Source organism: Rathayibacter sp. AY1F2, assembly GCF_002930885.1.
Classification (GTDB): Bacteria; Actinomycetota; Actinomycetes; order Actinomycetales; family Microbacteriaceae; genus Rathayibacter.
Genome location: NZ_PSVG01000002.1, coordinates 269,747 through 288,008, shown reverse-complemented (window position 1 = coordinate 288,008; position 18,262 = coordinate 269,747). Strand labels below are relative to the sequence as shown.

Sequence of the window (18,262 nt, the reverse complement as noted above, 5' to 3'; positions counted from 1 at the left end):
CGCGTCAGGACGCGAGGAACGCCAGCGCCTGGTCGCGCTCGGCGCGCAGCTCGAGCACGGACTCGTCGATCCGCGCGCGGGAGTGCGCGTCGATCTCGAGCCCCTCGATGATCCGCCACTCGCCGTCGACGGAGCGGACCGGGAACGAGGAGATCAGCCCCTCCTCCACCCCGTAGGAGCCGTCCGACTCGACGGCGGCCGAGGTCCACGACGTGCCGTCGACCCAGTCGCGCACGTGATCGATCGCGGCGGAGGCGGCGGACGCGGCCGAGGAGGCTCCGCGGACCTCGATGATCTCGGCGCCGCGCTTGGCGACCCGCGGCTCGAACTCCGTGTGCAGCCACTCCGCGTCGACCAGCTCGGGCACCGGCCGTCCGCCGACGGTGGCGTGCGTCGCGTCGGGGTACTGCGAGGCGGAGTGGTTGCCCCAGATCGCGACGCCCTCGATCGCGTCGACGGGGGCGTCGAGCTTCGCGGCGAGCTGCGCGACCGCCCGGTTGTGGTCGAGGCGCGTCATCGCGGTGAAGCGGCCGGCGGGGATGTCCGGGGCGCTGCGCCGCGCGATCCAGGCGTTGGTGTTGGCCGGGTTGCCGACGACCAGCACGCGGATGTCGGAGGCGGCGTGCGCGTTCAGCGCGGCGCCCTGAGGCCCGAAGATGCCCGCGTTCGCGGCGAGCAGGTCGGCGCGCTCCATGCCCGCGCTGCGCGGCCGGGCGCCCACGAGGAGGGCGACGCTCGCGCCGTCGAACGCGGCGGCCGGGTCGTCCGTCGCCTCGATCCCGCGGAGGAGGGGGAAGGCGCCGTCCTGCAGCTCGAGCGCCGTGCCCGCGGCCGCGCGGAGGCCGGAGGGGATCTCGAGCAGGTTCAGGCGGACGGGGACGTCCGGCCCGAGGAGCTGACCCGAGGCGATGCGGAAAAGGAGCGCGTAGCCGATGGCGCCTCCCGCTCCCGTGACCGTGACCGTGAGCGGAGTGTGCTGCTGGTTCATGCGCCGAGCGTATTCCCGCCGGCTGGGGGAGGGGGAGGAGTCAGCCGGACGGCGGGCCCTCGGCGGGAGGCGCCGTCGACCCGCGGAGCACGAGCTTGTTGCGCAGCCGCACGTGCTGCTCGGCCACGCTCCCGCCGTCGATCAGCGTCAGGAGCGCCCGGGCGGCCGCGCGCCCCACGCGGTGCAGCGGCTGCCTCACCGTCGTGAGCGCGGGGACCACCCGGGAGGCGTCGGGCACGTCGTCGTAGCCCACGACCGACAGCTGCCCCGGCACCGAGAGGCCCAGCGCCCGGGCCGCCTCGATCACGGCGATGGCGGAGGCGTCGTTCGCGGCGAGGACCGCCGTCGGGCGGTCGGGCAGCAGCAGCAGCTCGTGGGCGGCGGCGAGGGAGGGGTCGTGCCGGTAGTAGCCGACCCGTACGAGCGCGGGGTCGTAGGGGAGGCCGGCGTCCGCGAGCGCCCGCTGGTAGCCGGCGCCGCGGCGGTGCGACGACTCCAGGTCGGGGCGGCCCGCGACGAAGCCGATGCGGCGATGGCCGAGCCCGATCAGGTGGCTCGTCGCCAGCTGCGCTCCGCCGAAGTCGTCGGTCGCCACCGAATGCAGCTCGGTCTGCGCGGTCAGCGGATCCACGACGACGAGCGGCAGGTCCGACGAGGGGATCACGCCGGAGGGAGTCACCAGGATCGCTCCCGCTACGTGCGCCTCGGTGAGGCGCCGCAGGGACTCCTGCTCCCAGCCCGCCCGGCCCCGGCGGCTCGCCCCGCTGCCGGCGAGGAGGTCGAACCGGGTCCCCCGGAGCGCCGTCGCCACTCCCTGCAGCACCTCCGTGCCGAACGGCTCGAAGTCGCCCAGGAGCACGCCGATGACGCCCGAGCGCTCCGCGCACTCCGTCGTCACGACCTCCTGCTCGGCCTCCGCCGTCGCCGCCCCTGCGGACATCCTCGTCCCCTCCCGCCGTCCCCGCCCGGCCGCGGCGGAACGCGGTGATCGCCTCGCTGCGCTGCTCCGGACGGTTGAGAACACGTCCTTGCAATCGGGAATGTTCCCGGTAACATTGCCCGCAAGACTAGCTGAGGGAAAGCTCAGCAGTCGAGAGAGACGAGTGTCGGGCAGCCTTTCTCCCCTCAGTGCTGAGGGGGTCGAGAGCTGGAGCTCGCGTGGCCACGCTGTGGAAGCCGCCGCGCACGAGCCGTCCGCCGCTCTCCGCGCGTCCTGCGCTCCAGGCGCGGCCGAACGCCCCTCGGGCTGCGCCGCGCTCCGTCCTCTCGCGGCCTCGGGCCGCGCCACCACTCCGCGCCGTCCGGCGCTCGACCTGATCGGCGACGATGCCGATCGAGTGAGGAACACCATGTCCACGCGACGCACCCCCCGACCCCTCTGGCTCGTCCGCTCGGGCGCAGCTCTCGCCGGCTGCCTGCTCCTGTCCGGCGTCGCCGCCGCGGCCGCGGCCGCCGACACCGAGTACGGCTCCGACGACGTCGACGTGAACGTCAGCATCGAGGAGCTGGAGCAGCCCGGCGCCCTCTCGATGTCGATCGACGGCACCTCCGCCACGCTCGCCGAGGAGGGCTCCACCCCGACCGTGCGCGCCTTCACGGGGCAGCTGCCCGACGTGACCGTGACGGACACCCGGACCGTCGACGAGATCCCGGCCGGAGCCGGCTGGTACGTCCTCGGCTCGGCGAGCGCCTTCACCGGCGACGCGGACCAGGAGGACATCTCCTCCGACCACCTCGGCTGGACGCCGGTCCTCGTGGACGGCGGCGAGTCGGGCCTCGTGTCCGAGGGCGACCCGGTCGACACGATCCTCGACGAGGGTGCCGACGCCGTGGGCCTGTTCGACCAGGAGCTGCTCGCGCTGTCGCTCGACTCGCAGGAGACCGCGACGGACGGGTCCTGGACCGTGTCCGCGGGCCTCACCCTGAAGACCGAGGCCGACGTCGCCCCCGGCGACTACTCCTCCGTCCTGACGCTGTCGCTGTTCGAATGACCCCGATGCGCGCAGTCGCCTCCACGGCGATCGGCGCCCTCCTCGCGGCGGGCCTGCTCGCCTCCGGCGCGGCTCCGGCGACCGCGGCCGGCGCGTGGTCGCCGAAGGCCTCGTACACGTCGACGGACCGCGGCGACGGCACCTACTCCGTGCCGCTGCTGAACGCCGACGTGCCCGACGTCAGCGTCGAGCGCGTGCCCGCGGCCGAGAACGACGAGGGCCGCGACATCTACTACATGATCAGCACCACGATGCACCTCAGCCCGGGCGCCCCGATCATGAAGTCCTACGACCTCGTCAACTGGGAGATCGTCAACTACGTCTTCGACCGGCTCGAGATCGGCGACCGCTTCTCGCTCCGGAACGGGCAGAACTCCTACGGCAACGGCCAGTGGGCCTCGTCGCTCCGGTACCACGACGGCCGCTACTACGCGGTCTTCAACACCAACAACCTCGGCGGCTCCTACCTCTACTCGACCGACGACATCGAGGACGGAGCCTGGACCCGCACGGCCCTCGGCCGCGCCTTCCACGACCCGTCGCTCTTCTTCGACGACGCGGACGGCGGCACGCCGTACATCTTCTACGGCTCCGGATCCACCAGCGCCGTGAAGCTGAGCGAGGACCTGACGACCGTCGTCGCCGAGTACCCGAACATCCTCCGCACCTCGGACTACCCGGGAGCCGGCTACCTCGGCGGCCTGTTCGAGGGCGCGCAGGTGCAGTACATCGACGGGCAGTACTACATCGTCATCATCACGTGGCCCTCGGGCCAGGGCCGCCAGGTGGCGCTGTTCCGCTCGTCCGAGCTGCTGGGCCGCTACGCGACCGCCGACGGCAGCAACCCCTACGAGGGCAAGGGCGTGCTGAACTCCAGCGGGTTCGCCCAGGGGAGCCTCGTGCCGATCGCGAAGGAGGACGGCTCGACCGCCTGGCACGGCATGTTCTTCCGCGACAGCTTCCCGACCGGCCGCATCCCCGGGCTCATCCCGGCGACGTGGAAGGACGGCTGGCCGACGTTCGGGACGAACGGCTCGGTGCCGGTGGGCGGGAGCTTCCCGAAGCCGATCCGCCTCAGCCCCGAGGAGGAGCTGTTCGAGCGGCAGAAGAGCATCGTCGTCTCGGACGACTTCGACAACGACGCCCCGGCGAAGGCCTACCAGGACGAGTCATGGACGATCCCGCCCGCGCCCGCCTACGACGCGTCGCTGCTCGGCGTGCAGCTGCTCCAGAACCCGGGAGCGGAGTCGGGGACGGCTCCGTGGGCAGGCCAGTTCGGCGCGACGCTGTCGGCCGACACGACCGACCCGGCGTCCGGCACCGCCGCGCTCCGCGTGGGCACCCGCACGCTCAACGGCTCAGGCCCGAGCCAGGTGCTCGCGAACAAGCTGCAGCGCGGCGTGACCTACACCGTGTCCGCGAAGGTGAAGTACACGACCGGCCCCGCGTCGGTCCGCTTCAACCTCTGCGCCGACTTCGGCGCGGGACCCGTGACGATGGCCTCCGCCGCCGTCACGCAGGGGCAGTGGACGACGATCACGGGGACCTACACGGTGCCCGAGACCGCGAACGTCGGCAGCGTGAAGTTCGCCGTCGAGACGCCGTGGGGCAATCCGCAGCCGGCGTCCTCGAGCACCGAGTACCTGCTCGACGACGTCTCGCTCGTCGGCGCCGCTCCCACCCTCGAGCGCCCGACGGCCGCCGAGATCGAGCCGAACGGCTCGACCCTCGCCCTCCCCTGGCAGTGGAACCACGCCCCCGACAACCGCTACTGGTCGCTGACCGAGCGCGAGGGCTGGCTCCGCCTCACCAACGGGAAGGTGCTCAGCGGAACGGCCGCGCACACGCGTCTCTCGGGCTCGCCCGAGATGACGTACCTGGAGGAGGCGCGCAACACGCTCTCCCAGCGCATCGTGGCTCCGAAGCAGTCGGCGGAGGCGGCGTTCGACGTCTCCGGGATGAAGGACGGCGACGTCGCCGGCCTCGCGGCCTACAACCGCGGCTTCTCCTACGTCGCGGTCAAGCGCGTGGACGGCGTCACCACCGTCGGCGTCGTGAACCGCAGCCAGCCGTTCGCGACCACGTTCGACCAGGCGGCCGTGGAGTCCTTCCTCCCCGGCACCACCGCCGCCCTCGGCGACGCCTCGCAGGTGCGCCTGAAGGCCGACCTCGAGCTCTCGGCCCCGGCCGGACAGCTCTGGACGACCTTCTCGTACAGCCTCGACGGGACGAGCTGGACGAAGCTCGGCAGCCGCGTCGGCCCGCAGACCCTCGACGGTCAGCTCACGCACTTCATGGGCCACCGCCTCGGGCTGTTCAGCTACGCGACGAAGACCGCCGGCGGCCACGTCGACGTCGACGAGTTCCTCCTGAGCGACACCCTCTCCTCGGAGGGGAAGGCGCTCGACCGCTCGCAGCTCGACGCGGCCGTCGCTCACGCGGCGACGCTCCGCTCCGACGACTACCCGGCCGACGCCTGGTCCGACCTCCAGTCGGTCCTCGCGAAGGCGCAGGCGGTCGGCACCGCGGGAACGCAGAACCAGATCGACGCCCCGGAGCGCGCGCTCAGCTACCAGCTGGCCCGCCTCGGGACGCTGAAGGAGGCGTCGCTCGACGTGACCGCCGCCGCCGCGACCCGCTGCATCGCGGGGAAGGTCGTCGTGACCGTGCGGGCGACCAACGCCGACGACGTGCCCGTCGCCCTCCGGATGGAGAGCGCCTCCGGCACGAAGACGGTCGCCGCGCTCGCACCCGGCGCCACGACGAGCCACGCCTTCACCACGCGGGCGGCCTCGGTCCCCGCCGCCGAGGTGGTCGTGACCGCGACCGCCACCCTCGACGGCGAGCCGGTGACGACCACGGTGAGAGCGCCCCACCCGGCCGCGTCCTGCGGCTGAGCACTCCGGGGGCGGCCCGCGCGGCCGTCCCCGCCCCCGAACGCGTCAGCGGCACCCGTCGCCGACGATCTCCTGCACGACACGATCAAGGAGGATCCGTGAGATCACCACAACGAGAAGCCGCTCCGAAGGGGCGGTTGCGGCTGAGGCTGCTGGCCACGGCCGCGCTGACCGCGCTCCTGGTGGCCCCCTTCGCCGCCCAGACCTCGTCCGCCGCTGAGGCGGAGCTCATCGTCAACGGCGGCTTCGAGAGCGGCATCAGCAGCTGGTTCGTCAACAACGGCAACGCCGCCGACGCCGGCACCATCGCGACGACCACGGATGCGCGCACCGGCACCGCCGCAGCGCTCGTCACCGGCCGCACGACCACCGGCGCGGGCGCCATGCAGGACCTCAGCGGCAAGGTCGTCGCCGGCCAGACCTACCAGGTCAAGGCGCAGATCAAGTACGAGAACGCCGCGAGCCCCGCGACCAAGCAGTTCTTCGCCACCATGCACTACGGCGGAGGCACCTACACGAACCTCGCGAGCGTCACCGCCACGAAGGGGCAGTGGGCGACGATCAACGGATCGTTCACCATCCCCGCCGGGCAGAGCGTCGCGACCGCGCGCCTCTTCTTCGAGACGCCGTGGACCGCGACTCCCTCGGCCGCGCCCGAGACGCACCTCATGGATTACAAGCTCGACGACGTCTCGCTGGTCGGAGCGGCGCCGCCCGCGCCCGCCTCGCGCACCATCGAGGTCGTGGGCAAGATCCCGGGCGACCACAACCCGCTCATGGGCTGGAAGTTCGGCGCCGACGGCTTCGGCTTCGTCGAGAACGGCCGCGTGTACATGTACATGACGAACGACACCCAGGGCTACGCTCCGAACCCCGCCACGGGCGTCTCGGCGGGCATCGACTACGGCAAGATCAACCAGATCACCGTGATCTCCTCGGACGACCTCGTCAACTGGACCGACCACGGCGAGATCCAGGTCGCCGGCTCCACCGGAGTCGCGCCCTACACCGGCAACTCGTGGGCTCCCGGCATGGCGAAGAAGACCGTGAACGGCGTCGACAAGTACTTCCTCTACTACGCCAACGGCGGCGGCTCCAGCAACGTGATCACCGGCGACTCGCCGGTGGGCCCGTGGACCAGCCAGCGGACCTCCACGCTCATCAACGCGTCCACCCCGGGCGCCGAGGCGGTCGCGTGGAAGTTCGACCCGGCACCGCTCGTCGACGACGACGGCCAGGGCTACCTGTTCTTCGGAGGCGGACCCGCCTCGACCGCGCTCCCCGCGGCCGAGCGCTTCAACAACCCGAAGAACATCCGCGTGATCGAGCTCGGCGACGACATGATCTCGACCCAGGGCACTTCCGCCGTCGTGGACGCGCCCGTCGCGTTCGAGGCGGCCCAGGTGTTCAAGCGCCAGGACAAGTACTACCTCTCGTACTCGTCCCACTTCGGCGGCAACGACTTCGGCGGCAACCAGACCCGCGAGCCCGGCTACCCGGGCGGCGGCGAGATCGGCTACATGATCTCGGACGACCCGATGTCCTGGCCCAAGGAGAACTACGCCGGCGTGATGTTCCCGAACCAGAGCCGCTTCTTCGGAGCCGGCACCGGCGGCAACAACCACCAGTCGGTCTTCGAGCTGGGCGGCAAGTACTACTTCACCTACCACGCGCCGACGCTCAACAAGCGGATCAACGGCGACACCACCCAGGGGTACCGCAGCCCGCACATCCAGGAGCTGCAGTTCAACGCCGACGGCACGGTGCAGCAGGTGGTCGGCGACTACAAGGGCGTCGACCAGGTGAAGGACTTCGATCCGTACCGCACCTTCCCGGCCGAGACCATCGGCTGGAGCAAGGGCATCGCGACGGCGCCGCTCGGCACCCCCGCCGCGGGCGCGACCCAGAACCTCGTGCTGAAGGACCTCGACAACGGCGACTGGACCGCGCTGTCGGCCGTCGACTTCGGGGACACCGGAGCCGCGACGTTCACCGCGAAGGCCAAGGCGCTGCAGGCCGGCGGCACCGTCACCGTCCGCCTCGACTCCGAGACCGGGCCCGTCGCGGGCACCGTCGCGGTGAACGGGACGACCGGCGAGTGGACCGACGTCAGCGCAGCGCTGACCGGAGCGACGGGAGTGCACGACGTGTACTTCAGCTACTCCGGACCCTCCGGCGACCTGTTCGAGCTCGACACCTTCGCCTTCACCGAGGGCGAGGCTGCTCCGGCGCTCGACATCACGGCGAGCGCTGCGACCCGCTGCATCGCGGGCAAGGCGATCGTCACCGTCCAGGCGAGCAACGGCTCCGACGTCCCCGTCGGCGTGACCTTCACGTCGACGTCCGGCACGAAGTCGTTCACCTCGGTGGCGCCCGGCAAGACCGTGTCGCACGCCTTCACCACCCGTCAGGCGAACCTGCCCGCCGGTGCGGTGACCGTCGAGGCCACGGCCACGATGAACGGCGCCCCCGTCGAGACGGAGGTGAGCGCTCCGTACGCGGCGCGCCCGTGCTCGTAGCGCACGGCTGAACCACCGGGGAGCGCCCCCGGCCCTGCGGGGCCGGGGGCGCTCCTGCGCGTGCGGGGGGATCTCGATACGCCCCTCCGGGGCTGCTCGATCAGCATGTGCCGGCCGCGCAGCGGGGTGATGAGACCCCGCTGGGTCAGCGGCTGTCGGCCAGGCGCATCGTGCCGCCGGCCTGGGCGGCGAAGGCGCGGGCGGTCGCCGCGATGGTGCGCTGCATGACCCGCGCCGCGGCGGTCGGCGCGAGGTCCGCCGGGCGCGCGAGGCTGATCGTCCGGGTCAGCGTGGGCTTCTCGAGCGTCGGCTCCTCGATGCGGATCGAGCGCAGGCCCGGGCGCCCCTGCAGCACCATCGCCGGGACGACCGCGACGCCGAGGCCCCGCTCGGCGAAGCGCAGAACCGCGTCCATCTCGGCGCCCTCCAGCACCACGTCCGGCTCCAGGCCCGCGGCGGCGAACGCGGCGTCGGTCGTGCGGCGCAGGTCGTAGCTGGAGTTGAAGACGATCTGCGGGAGGCGGGCTACCGCCGCCAGGTCGAGCGCGCCGGTCGCGGCGAGGGGAGGCTCCGCGGCGGAGGAGACCACGACGAGCTCCTCGACGAGCAGCGGGGTCACCGTGAAGGCGCCGGGAGCGGCCGCGGTCGAGGTCGTCACCAGCGCCAGGTCGAGCTCGCCCCGGGCCAGCCGGTCGAAGAGGCTCCGCGACCCGTCCTCGGCGAGGTGCAGCTCCACGGCGGGATGCACGGAGTGGAAGGCGTGCAGCACCTCCGCGACGAGGCTGATGCAGAGCGTCGGCGTCGCGCCGAACCGCACCCGGCCGCGCTCGAGCCCGGCCAGCTCGGCCAGCTCGCGGCGCACCGATCCGGCGTCGGCGAGCATGCGCCGGGCGAGCGGCAGCAGCAGCTCGCCGGCCGGTGTGAGGGTGCTGCCGGAGCGCGCCCGGTGGAAGAGCTCGGAGCCGAGGTCCTGCTCCAGCGCGGCGATCCGGCGGCTCAGCGAGGGCTGCGCGAGATGCAGCTCCTCGGCGGCGCGGGTGAAGCTGCCGAGGCGGGCGACCTCGACGAATCCGGTGAGCTGCTCGAGATCCACATGCATACCCTATGCGCATGGCTGTGCCCAGCATTATGCATTGGAGTAATCGAAGCGCCGTGCCTAGCGTGGAGGCATGACCACTTCAGAGACCACCGCACCGGAGCGCCGGATCTCCACCTCCGTCCTCGTCATCGGCACCGGCGGATCGGGCCTGCGCGCCGCGATCGAGCTCGCCGAGGCGGGCGTGGACGTCCTCGCGCTCGGCAAGCGCTCGAAGTCGGACGCGCACACCTCCCTCGCCGCCGGCGGCATCAACGCCGCCCTCGCCACGATGGACCCCGACGACAGCTGGCAGCAGCACGCGGCCGACACCATCACCGAGTCCTACCAGCTCGCCAACCCGCACACGGTCGAGATCGTCACCTCCAACGCCGCCCGCGGCATCCAGGACCTCGAGCGCTACGGCATGCCGTTCGCCCGCGAGGACGACGGCCGCATCTCGCAGCGCTTCTTCGGCGCGCACACCTACCGCCGGACCGCCTTCGCGGGCGACTACACCGGCCTCGAGATCCAGCGCACGCTCGTCAACCGGGCCGCCCAGCTCGAGATCCCGATCCTGGACACCGTGTACGTCACGCGCATCCTCGTCAACGAGGACGGAACAGTGTTCGGCGCCTACGGCTTCGACCTCGTCGACGGCACCCGCTACCTGATCCACGCGGATGCGGTGATCCTCGCCGCGGGCGGCCACAACCGCATCTGGCGCCGCACCTCCTCCCGCCGCGACGAGAACACGGGCGACTCGTTCCGCCTGGCCGTCGAGGCCGGCGGCCGCCTGCGCGACCCCGAGCTCGTCCAGTTCCACCCGTCGGGCATCATCGAGCCCGAGAACGCGGCGGGCACGCTGATCTCCGAGGCCGCGCGCGGCGAGGGCGGCATCCTCCGCAACGGCCTCGGCGAGCGCTTCATGGGCAAGTACGACGCCGAGCGCCTCGAGCTCTCGACCCGCGACCGCGTCGCCCTCGCCTGCTACACCGAGATCAAGGAGGGTCGCGGCACGCCGAACGGCGGGGTCTGGCTCGACGTCTCGCACCTGCCGCGCGAGACGATCATGACCCGGCTGCCGCGGGTGTACCAGACGATGCTCGAGCTGCAGATGCTCGACATCACGAAGGACCCGATCGAGATCGCGCCCACGGCGCACTACTCGATGGGCGGGGTCTGGGTGCGCTCGGACGACCACAGCACCGACGTCCCCGGGCTCTACGCGATCGGAGAGGCCTCCAGTGGACTGCACGGCGCCAACCGCCTCGGCGGCAACTCGCTGATCGAGCTGCTGGTGTTCGGCCGCATCGTCGGGCAGGCGGCGGCGGAGTACTCCGCCTCACTGACCGCCCAGACGCGCTCGGCCGCGTCCGTCCAGGTCGCCCGCGACGAGATCGCCGGCCTGCTCGCGGCCGACGGCACCGAGAACGTCCGCGCCCTGCAGCGCGCGATCCGCAACACGATGACCGAGCACGCCGGAGTCGTCCGCGACGAGGAGGGCCTGCTCGCCGGGCTCGCCGAGCTGGACGCGATCGAGGCGCGCATCGCCGACATCGGCGTGCACCCGGACATCGCCGGCTTCCAGGACCTCGCCCACGCCTTCGACCTCAAGTCGGCCGCGATGGCCGCGCGGGCCACCCTCGAGGCCGCCCTCGAGCGCCGGGAGAGCCGCGGCTGCCACAACCGCAGCGACTACCCGGACATCGACCCGGCCCTCCAGGTGAACCTCGTCTGGTCGCCCTCCACGGGGATCACCCGCGAGGAGATCCCCGCGGTGCCGGAGGAGATCCAGGCGCTGATCAGCGGCGAGGTCGCCACCGCGGGCAAGCTGCTCGAGTAGCAGGAACCGCGAGGGCACGACGCCGGCTCCCTTCCGAGGGGCCGGCGTCGTGCTGTGCGCGGCGCTCGCCGCCCCGCCCGGATCCGCACCGCCGGTTCGTCGGCGCTTCGGATGCCTCCGGTGAGGCCGCGGCGCCGACGGAGCACACGTCCAGGAGGAGCGGAAGATGCCGCGAGGGCGGCGGCGCCCGCGTCCGCGCGGGAGGCGGCAGCGCATCCCCGCCGGACGCCCGGCCCCTCTCGACTCGCCGACGGCGCGGTCCTACAGTGGCTGCGACGACCCTCGACTCCCGCCGCGGGACCGACGGCGCCGTCGCGAGCGGAGGGAAGCCGTGTCCTCGACCGCCCCCGTGCCCGGACCCGCCGTCGACGCCTCGACGAGGCTCCGCGACTTCCACCAGATCCTCCTCAACACCGCCGTCGCGAACGTGACGACGAGCTTCCTCTGGTTCGCGCTCACGTTCTGGGTATACCTCGAGACGCGCTCCGTCCTGGCGACCGGGATCATCGGCGGCGCCTACATGCTGCTCGTCGCGGTCTTCGCGATGGCCTTCGGCACGATCGTGGACCGGCACCGCAAGTTCCGCGTCATGGTGTTCGCCGGCGCGGTCACGCTGGTGTCCTTCGGCGTCGCGGGCGGTCTCTTCCTCGCGCTGCCCGAGGCGGCGCTCCTGGACTTCCGCGCCCCCTGGTTCTGGGTGTTCTCGGGCACGATCCTCTTCGGCGCCGTCATCGAGAACATGCGCAACATCGCCCTGTCCACGACGGTGACCCTGCTGGTCCCGGTGGAGGGGCACGCCCGCGCGAACGGCCTCGTCGGCACGGTCCAGGGCCTCGCCTTCGTGGTGACGAGCGTCTTCAGCGGGCTCGCCATCGGCCTGCTCGGCATGGGGTGGACGCTGGTGATCGCGATCGGCCTCTCCGCCGCCGCGCTCCTGCACCTCCTCTTCCTGCGCATCCCGGAGGACCGGCCCGCGCCGACGGGGGAGAGGGCGCCGCTGATCGATCTCCGCGGCAGCATCACCGCGGTGCGGGCGGCGACCGGGCTGTTCGCGCTCATCGTCTTCTCGACGTTCAACAACCTGATCGGCGGCGTCTACATGGCGCTGATGGACCCGTACGGCCTCGAGCTGTTCCCGGTCGAGCTGTGGGGCGTGGTGCTCGGAGTGACGGCGACCGGTTTCGTCATCGGCGGTCTGCTCGTCGCGAGGTTCGGTCTCGGGAGGAACCCGATCCGGACGATGCTGCTGCTCGTGATGGCGATGGGCCTGATCGGCGCGGTCTTCACCCTCCGCGACTGGTGGTGGCTCTACGCCGGCGGCATCTGGATCTACATGACCCTGATCCCGGCGATCGAGGCCGCCGAGCAGACGGTGATCCAGAAGGTCGTCCCCTTCGAGACCCAGGGGCGCGTCTTCGGCTTCGCGGCGGCGTTCGAGTCGGCCGCCGCTCCGATCACGTCGTTCCTCATCGCCCCGATCGCCGAGTTCGCGCTCATCCCGTACATGGAGTCGCCGGCCGGGCGCTCGGCGTTCGGCGGGCTGCTCGGCGACGGCATCGGCCGGGGGATCGCGCTGGTGTTCCTGGTCGGCGGAGTCGTCATGATCATCGCGGCCGGCGCGGCGATGCTCACCCGCTCCTACCGCGTCATGTCGGCGCACTACCTGCGGGAGGCCGCGGCGAGCGGGGAGGCGGAGCCCGTCGGCACGGAGGCGCCGGAGACGCACCGGACCGCGCCGAGCACCGTCGAGCAGAACCGCTAGCGCCCGCAGACGCCGCCCGTCATGCGCCTCCGGGGGGTCCGGCGGACCGGACGGCGCCGACACGAGGAAGACGTGCCGGACGCCCCCTCCCCAGGGTGCGGCGTCCGGCACGTCGGCTGCGACCACCCGGTCGAGGGGCCCTCCTCGACTCCCGAGCGCTCCGCTGCCCCGCGCCTCCGGAGGGAGACATCGGGGCATGCGGCGCCGGCGGGGGGAGGGCTCTGGTTCCCCGCCCCGCCGGCGCCGGCCGCCCGCGAGGGGCGGCGAGGATGCTCGTTCGGGCGTGCCTCGAGTGACGGCTACATGCCGTCACTGAGCATGGACTGCACCAGCTTCACGTGGCGCTCGAGGTTCAGCTGGCTGAACTCGCTGTTGTAGTTGAGGCCGTAGTTCAAGATGTGACCCGGGGTGCACTGGATTGTCGCGTCCGGTCCGTCCCAGGTGCGCAGCAGTGCCAGGGCCGAGTCCCAGCTGCTGTTCTCGCAGTTCGTGTTGAAGGTGGTCGACGTGCCCAAGCCCACGGTGTGCGAGATCTCGTGCATGGCGGTGCCCTCCACCATGTAGACGCGCTCCTTGCCGAAGCGGATCTGGCCGTAGATGTTCGCATCGGCCGTCGGGGTTCCGGGGCTGTACGAGACGGTCAGGGAGCGGGAGATGTTGCTGAGGCGGTTGTAGCGCGCCACGGCGCGGTCCATCGCGTCGGTGATGCGGGCGTAGGCGTCGGCCTCGTCCGCGGTCGGGCTCGCGACGCGGTTCAGCGTCCAGGTGATCTTCTGCACGGTCGGATCGGTCAGTGCCCAGCGCTGGGCCTTGGAGCCGGTGCAGGTCCACTGCTGAATGGGGGAGCCGTCGATCTGGCGGAAGTCCTTGTTGTCGAGGCAGAGGTCGCTGTGCCCATTGGCGATCTCGGCGTAGCCTCCGCCGACGGAGGTGATCCGCCACTGCTGGGCGGTGCTTCCGTTGCAGCTCCACTGCCGCACCTCCGAGCCCGGAGTGGTGCCGAAGTCGAAGTTGTCGAGGCAGAGGTTGCTGAAGGTGTTCTTGATCTCGGCGTAGCCGGTGCCGAGGTCGGTGACCTGCCAGCGCTGGTTGCTCCCCTCGGTGCAGCTCCACTGCCGCACCTCGGCTCCGGGCTGAGTGCCGAAGTCGAAGTCGTCGAGACACATGCTGCTGTGCTGGTTGCGGATCTCCTGCGCCGATCCGAGGCCGACCGGGGCGGTGGCTGCAGAGGCGGGCGAGCTGATGCCGAAGGTCGTGATGCCGACGACGGCCGCGATCAGGGCGCCGATCAGGCGCTTGGAGGGGTGGGACTTCGTTGTCCGGGACATGGGTGCCTTTCACAGACATCCGGCGTCCCCGAAGGGACGCGGATGAGGGTCGCAGGAAGGAGCCGTGTCCGAAGGGATCGGAGCACGGCAGAGGATGCGCCGGAGCGACCGGGATGGTGATCCGGTCGTCCCGCCGCGGGACGCGTCAGCGCCGACGCTCCGAGTGGGATGGGAAGCTGATCACGACCTGCATGTTGACGTGGACAACCATCGACCGGTCGCGGAGCCGGTGTCAAGTGCCGGTCTCGAGCGGATCCGGTCCGAGCCCCGCCGGGCGAGGGTGATCCGTCCACGCGGATCCCCGTGCTCGCAGGGAGAGAGCGCTCACACCCGCCGTCGCTGCGGCATCGCCCGGGAATCCGCCATTGTTACCGTTAACAAAAGTCGGTACGGTGTCACGTGAAGTGGGCAAGCGCGTCCTCGCGCCTCGCGTCCCACTCCGACCGGTTCGAAGGCGAACCTGAGAGGAACGTCGATGATGACGACAGCACCACCCTCCCGCCGCACCCTCCCGCCGCAGGCCCACGCCCGGCCCCGATGACTGTCGGCCCGGCCGACACCTTCCACGCGGTGACCGCGGTCGGCGCCCGCAGCGCGCGACGTCTCGTCCTCGCACCCACGTCGACCTCCGCCTCCCGATCACGGGTCGCCAGGCCCGCGTCCCGGGCCGCCTTCCGGCGATTCCCTCCCCGCCAGACAGAAGCCGGACTCACCACTCCGCCGGCCGATCGCGCGGGCTCCGTCCTCCCCCTCCGACCCCTCACCTGAAGGACCCCCATGTCACGAACCCCCCGGCAGGAGCGCACCCGGCGCTCACGCCTCCCCCGAGCGGGCGCCGCGCTGACGCTCGCCATCGCCTGCCTCGGCGGCGTCCTCGGACCGATCGGCGCCGCCGGCGCCGCAGAGACCGTCCCCGCTCCCGCGCTGCAGTACTCGTTCGACGGCATCGGCGCGACGCTCGCCAATGGAGCCGTCGTCGCCGACTCCGCTCCGGGCAACCACCCCGGCACCCTGATCAACTCCGGCGCGACCAGCGTCGCGGGTCCCTCCGGCGCCTCCACCGACCGCGCTCTCTCGCTCCCGGGCGGATCGAGCACGTCGGCCGCGCCGCACGTCCGGATCGCCCCGGGCCTGATCCCCGCCGGCACGCAGGACGTCACGATGTCCGCCTGGCTGCGCTGGAGCGGTGCTCCGGACTGCACCTGGCCCTTCACGCTCGGCTCCAGCGTCGACTCCCACGTCCTCTCCACCACGAAGTGCGGACCGGCCGGCTTCGGCGCGATCAAGAGCGGCTCCGAGGTGCGGGCCGCAGGCAACACTCCGGTCGCCGCGAACCGCTGGGTGCACATGGCGGTCGTCGTCAAGGGCGGCCAGTCGGTCTCGACCTACTTCGACGGAGCTCTCGTCGGCCAGGGCAGCACGACCTTCACCGCCGCGTCCGCGATCGGCACGTCCACGTTCTCCGGCTTCCTCGGCAAATCGTTCTACGGCGCGGACGCCTACTGGGCCGGTGCCATCGACGACATGCAGGTCTGGACCTCCGCGCTCACCGCCGGCCAGGTGCAGCAGAGCGCCGCATCCGTGCACTCGGTTCTCGCGAACCAGGACGCCGCCGTCTCGCTCGGCGACACCTCGAACGTGACCTCGAACCTCGCCCTCCCCACGACCGGCGCCAACGGCTCCACGATCACCTGGACGTCGAGCGCCCCCGGCGTCGTCAGCACCAGCGGCGTCGTCACCCGGCCCGCCGCGGGCAGCCCGGACGCCACCGTCACGCTGACCCCGACCGCCGTCCACGGCGGCATCACCGTCGTCGGCCGTGCCACCACCGTGTTCGTCCCGGCGTACGCCGCCGGTGACAGCGCCGAGGCCGAGCTCGCCCGGGCCGTCGCCGACGGCATCAGCAACGATCCCGCTCTCGCCGGACCGGTGCGCGGCAGCCTGAACCTGCCCTCGACCGGAGCCGACGTCGCCGCCACCGCCGCGCGCGCGAACAGCTCCAGCGCCGTGGTCAGCTGGACCTCGTCGAACGAGGCCGTCATCACCTCCGCCGACAAGGGCACCGCGCCGAACGTCGTCGCGAAGGGCTCGCTCACGCGCCCGTCCGCCGACACCACCGTCACCCTCACCGCGACGGTCACGGTGCCCGGCACCACGCCCCTCGTGCGGACGCTCGCGCGCACCGTTCCGGCCGCGGCTCCCGTGGCCGCGAGCGACCTCGACGCGTACCTGTTCGCGTACTTCACCGGCGACAGCATCGAAGGCGAGAAGATCCGCTTCGCGACCTCCGACGGCAACGACTCGCTCACGTGGAAGACCCTGAACGACGCCCAGCCGATCCTCACCTCCACCATGGGCACGAAGGGGCTGCGCGACCCGTTCGTCTTCCGCTCGAAGGAGGGCGACCGCTTCTTCCTGATGGCCACCGACCTCTCCGTCGGCACCACCGGCTTCGGCGGATCGACCAACCGCGGCAGCCGCTACCTCGAGATCTGGGAGTCCACGGACCTCGTCAACTGGGGCCAGCAGCGCCACGTCGAGGTCAACCTGCCCAACGCGGGCATGACCTGGGCACCGGAGGCCACCTACGACCCCACCATCGACGCCTACGTCGTCTACTGGACCTCGGCCCTCTTCACCGACAGCACGCGCAACGTCGAGGACGGCAACGGACCGCAGATCCTCACGTCCACCACCCGCGACTTCCGCGACTTCACCACCCCCGAGGTCTGGTTCAAGGCCGCTGACGTCCCCTCGCTCAACAAGAGCAACGGACTGATCGACGCCACGATGCTCAAGGACGGCGACACCTACTACCGCTTCACGAAGGCGACCCAGACCAGCGGCTGCCCCTCGCCCGACATCATCGGACAGAAGTCGACGAACCTCCGCGCCACCACCGCCTCCGGTGCGTGGAGCCTCATCGACACCTGCATCGGCCGCACCGCCGGAACGCCGGAGGTCGAGGGTCCCGAGATCTTCAAGACCAACGAGGGCGACCGGGCGGGGTACAAGTACTTCCTCTGGACCGACAACTATGGCGGACGCGGCTACATCCCGCTCGGCACGAACTCGCTCGAGGGCGACATCCAGTGGACGATCCCCAGCAGCTTCTCGCTGCCGACGTCGCCCCGCCACGGATCCGTCGTCTCCATCACTGCGAAGGAGCGCGACGGGCTCGCCGCGAAGTGGAACCCGTCGCTCCTGGTGACCTCGATCGACGCCGTGGCGCGGACCGTTCAGGCCGGATCGACCACCGTCGACCTGCCCGCCACGGTGGGCGCGACGTTCAAGGACGGCCACCGTGAGACGGTCGCCGTGACGTGGGCGACCGCCGATCTCAGCTCGCTGAAGAAGGCGGGCGACACCGTGCAGGTGCGCGGACAGCTCGCCAACTCGGCAGCGACGCCGGCCATCGCCACCATCACCGCCACGGCTCCTCCCGGACCGTCGCTGACGGCCTCGGCCGCGAGCCGCTGCGTCGCCGGCAAGGTGACGGTTACCGCGACCGGCACCAACACGAGCGGCTCCACGGTCGAGATGACCGTCGGCTCGCAGTGGGGGAGCAGGACCTTCGCCGGGGTCGCTCCCGGCAAGTCCGTGTCCGCCGCCTTCACCACCCGGGCGACCTCGGTCACCGCGGGCGAGGTGAGCGTCGCCTCGAAGGACGCGAACGGCACCAGGACGGCCACCGCGCCGTACTCGGCGCTCACCTGCCGCTAGGCCGGTGACAGGGGAGGGGCGGCGTCCAGCCGCCCCTCCCCTGACCTCCTCCGTTCCGGGGCCTCCGGCCACCGGAGCAGGGGAGCATGGACCCTGGGTCCGTGCTCCCCGCATCCACCTCTCCCACGGAAGT

At 71.8% G+C, this 18,262-nt stretch carries 10 protein-coding genes; 6 read left to right on the top strand and 4 right to left on the bottom strand.

Annotated features, from left to right (window positions below):
* Positions 1-4 precede the first annotated feature (4 nt).
* Together C5C54_RS03045 and C5C54_RS03040 are read right to left on the bottom strand one after the other, a co-directional pair.
* Entirely contained in the window at positions 5-988 is a 984-nt protein-coding gene (locus C5C54_RS03045) for a malate dehydrogenase (RefSeq protein WP_104287757.1), read from the bottom strand.
* A gap of 40 nt (positions 989-1,028) precedes the next feature.
* Positions 1,029-1,928: a LacI family DNA-binding transcriptional regulator gene (locus tag C5C54_RS03040; protein ID WP_104226034.1), complete on the bottom strand. Its 900-nt coding sequence runs from the start codon at positions 1,926-1,928 to the stop codon at positions 1,029-1,031.
* Positions 1,929-2,337: 409 nt separating this feature from the next.
* Between C5C54_RS03040 and C5C54_RS03035 the strand changes: the two genes are divergently transcribed.
* The 3 genes from C5C54_RS03035 (at position 2,338) to C5C54_RS03025 (ending at position 8,395) form a co-directional block, all read left to right on the top strand.
* Positions 2,338-2,979 carry a hypothetical protein gene (locus C5C54_RS03035; RefSeq protein WP_104233676.1) on the top strand — a complete coding sequence of 214 codons (642 nt, stop codon included), beginning with the start codon at positions 2,338-2,340 and terminating at the stop codon, positions 2,977-2,979.
* Between the two features lie 5 nt (positions 2,980-2,984).
* Positions 2,985-5,876 (top strand): family 43 glycosylhydrolase, encoded by a 2,892-nt coding sequence (locus tag C5C54_RS03030; RefSeq protein ID WP_258063192.1) that lies wholly within the window; start codon positions 2,985-2,987, stop codon positions 5,874-5,876.
* Positions 5,877-5,974: 98 nt separating this feature from the next.
* Positions 5,975-8,395 (top strand): family 43 glycosylhydrolase, encoded by a 2,421-nt coding sequence (locus tag C5C54_RS03025; RefSeq protein ID WP_219812141.1) that lies wholly within the window; start codon positions 5,975-5,977, stop codon positions 8,393-8,395.
* A 145-nt stretch (positions 8,396-8,540) separates the two neighbouring features.
* On the opposite strand, the gene C5C54_RS03020 is transcribed toward C5C54_RS03025, so the two are convergent.
* Positions 8,541-9,494 carry a LysR family transcriptional regulator gene (locus C5C54_RS03020; protein WP_104287755.1) on the bottom strand — a complete coding sequence of 318 codons (954 nt, stop codon included), beginning with the start codon at positions 9,492-9,494 and terminating at the stop codon, positions 8,541-8,543.
* Positions 9,495-9,564: 70 nt separating this feature from the next.
* On the opposite strand from C5C54_RS03020, the gene C5C54_RS03015 reads away from it, so the two are divergent.
* The gene (locus C5C54_RS03015) at positions 9,565-11,316 is read left to right on the top strand and encodes an L-aspartate oxidase (protein ID WP_104247858.1); all 1,752 of its coding nucleotides are present in this window, start codon (positions 9,565-9,567) and stop codon (positions 11,314-11,316) included.
* 331 nt (positions 11,317-11,647) lie between these two features.
* Positions 11,648-13,078: an MFS transporter gene (locus tag C5C54_RS03010; protein WP_374953276.1), complete on the top strand. Its 1,431-nt coding sequence runs from the start codon at positions 11,648-11,650 to the stop codon at positions 13,076-13,078.
* 299 nt (positions 13,079-13,377) lie between these two features.
* On the opposite strand, the gene C5C54_RS03005 is transcribed toward C5C54_RS03010, so the two are convergent.
* Positions 13,378-14,406, bottom strand: coding sequence for an RICIN domain-containing protein (locus C5C54_RS03005; RefSeq protein ID WP_104287753.1), 1,029 nt, complete (start codon positions 14,404-14,406; stop codon positions 13,378-13,380).
* Positions 14,407-15,183: 777 nt separating this feature from the next.
* On the opposite strand from C5C54_RS03005, the gene C5C54_RS03000 reads away from it, so the two are divergent.
* Positions 15,184-18,129: an immunoglobulin-like domain-containing protein gene (locus tag C5C54_RS03000; RefSeq protein ID WP_104287752.1), complete on the top strand. Its 2,946-nt coding sequence runs from the start codon at positions 15,184-15,186 to the stop codon at positions 18,127-18,129.
* Positions 18,130-18,262: the final 133 nt, after the last annotated feature.

What these genes read in the sequence shown, in the direction of transcription:
- C5C54_RS03020 (WP_104287755.1), bottom strand. Translation starts at nt 9,494, where the DNA reads ATGCATGTGGATCTCGAGCAGCTCACCGGATTCGTCGAGGTCGCCCGC.
- C5C54_RS03035 (WP_104233676.1), top strand. Translation starts at nt 2,338, where the DNA reads ATGTCCACGCGACGCACCCCCCGACCCCTCTGGCTCGTCCGCTCGGGC.
- C5C54_RS03015 (WP_104247858.1), top strand. Translation starts at nt 9,565, where the DNA reads ATGACCACTTCAGAGACCACCGCACCGGAGCGCCGGATCTCCACCTCC.
- C5C54_RS03045 (WP_104287757.1), bottom strand. Translation starts at nt 988, where the DNA reads ATGAACCAGCAGCACACTCCGCTCACGGTCACGGTCACGGGAGCGGGA.
- C5C54_RS03005 (WP_104287753.1), bottom strand. Translation starts at nt 14,406, where the DNA reads ATGTCCCGGACAACGAAGTCCCACCCCTCCAAGCGCCTGATCGGCGCC.
- C5C54_RS03040 (WP_104226034.1), bottom strand. Translation starts at nt 1,928, where the DNA reads ATGTCCGCAGGGGCGGCGACGGCGGAGGCCGAGCAGGAGGTCGTGACG.
- C5C54_RS03030 (WP_258063192.1), top strand. Translation starts at nt 2,985, where the DNA reads ATGCGCGCAGTCGCCTCCACGGCGATCGGCGCCCTCCTCGCGGCGGGC.
- C5C54_RS03000 (WP_104287752.1), top strand. Translation starts at nt 15,184, where the DNA reads ATGTCACGAACCCCCCGGCAGGAGCGCACCCGGCGCTCACGCCTCCCC.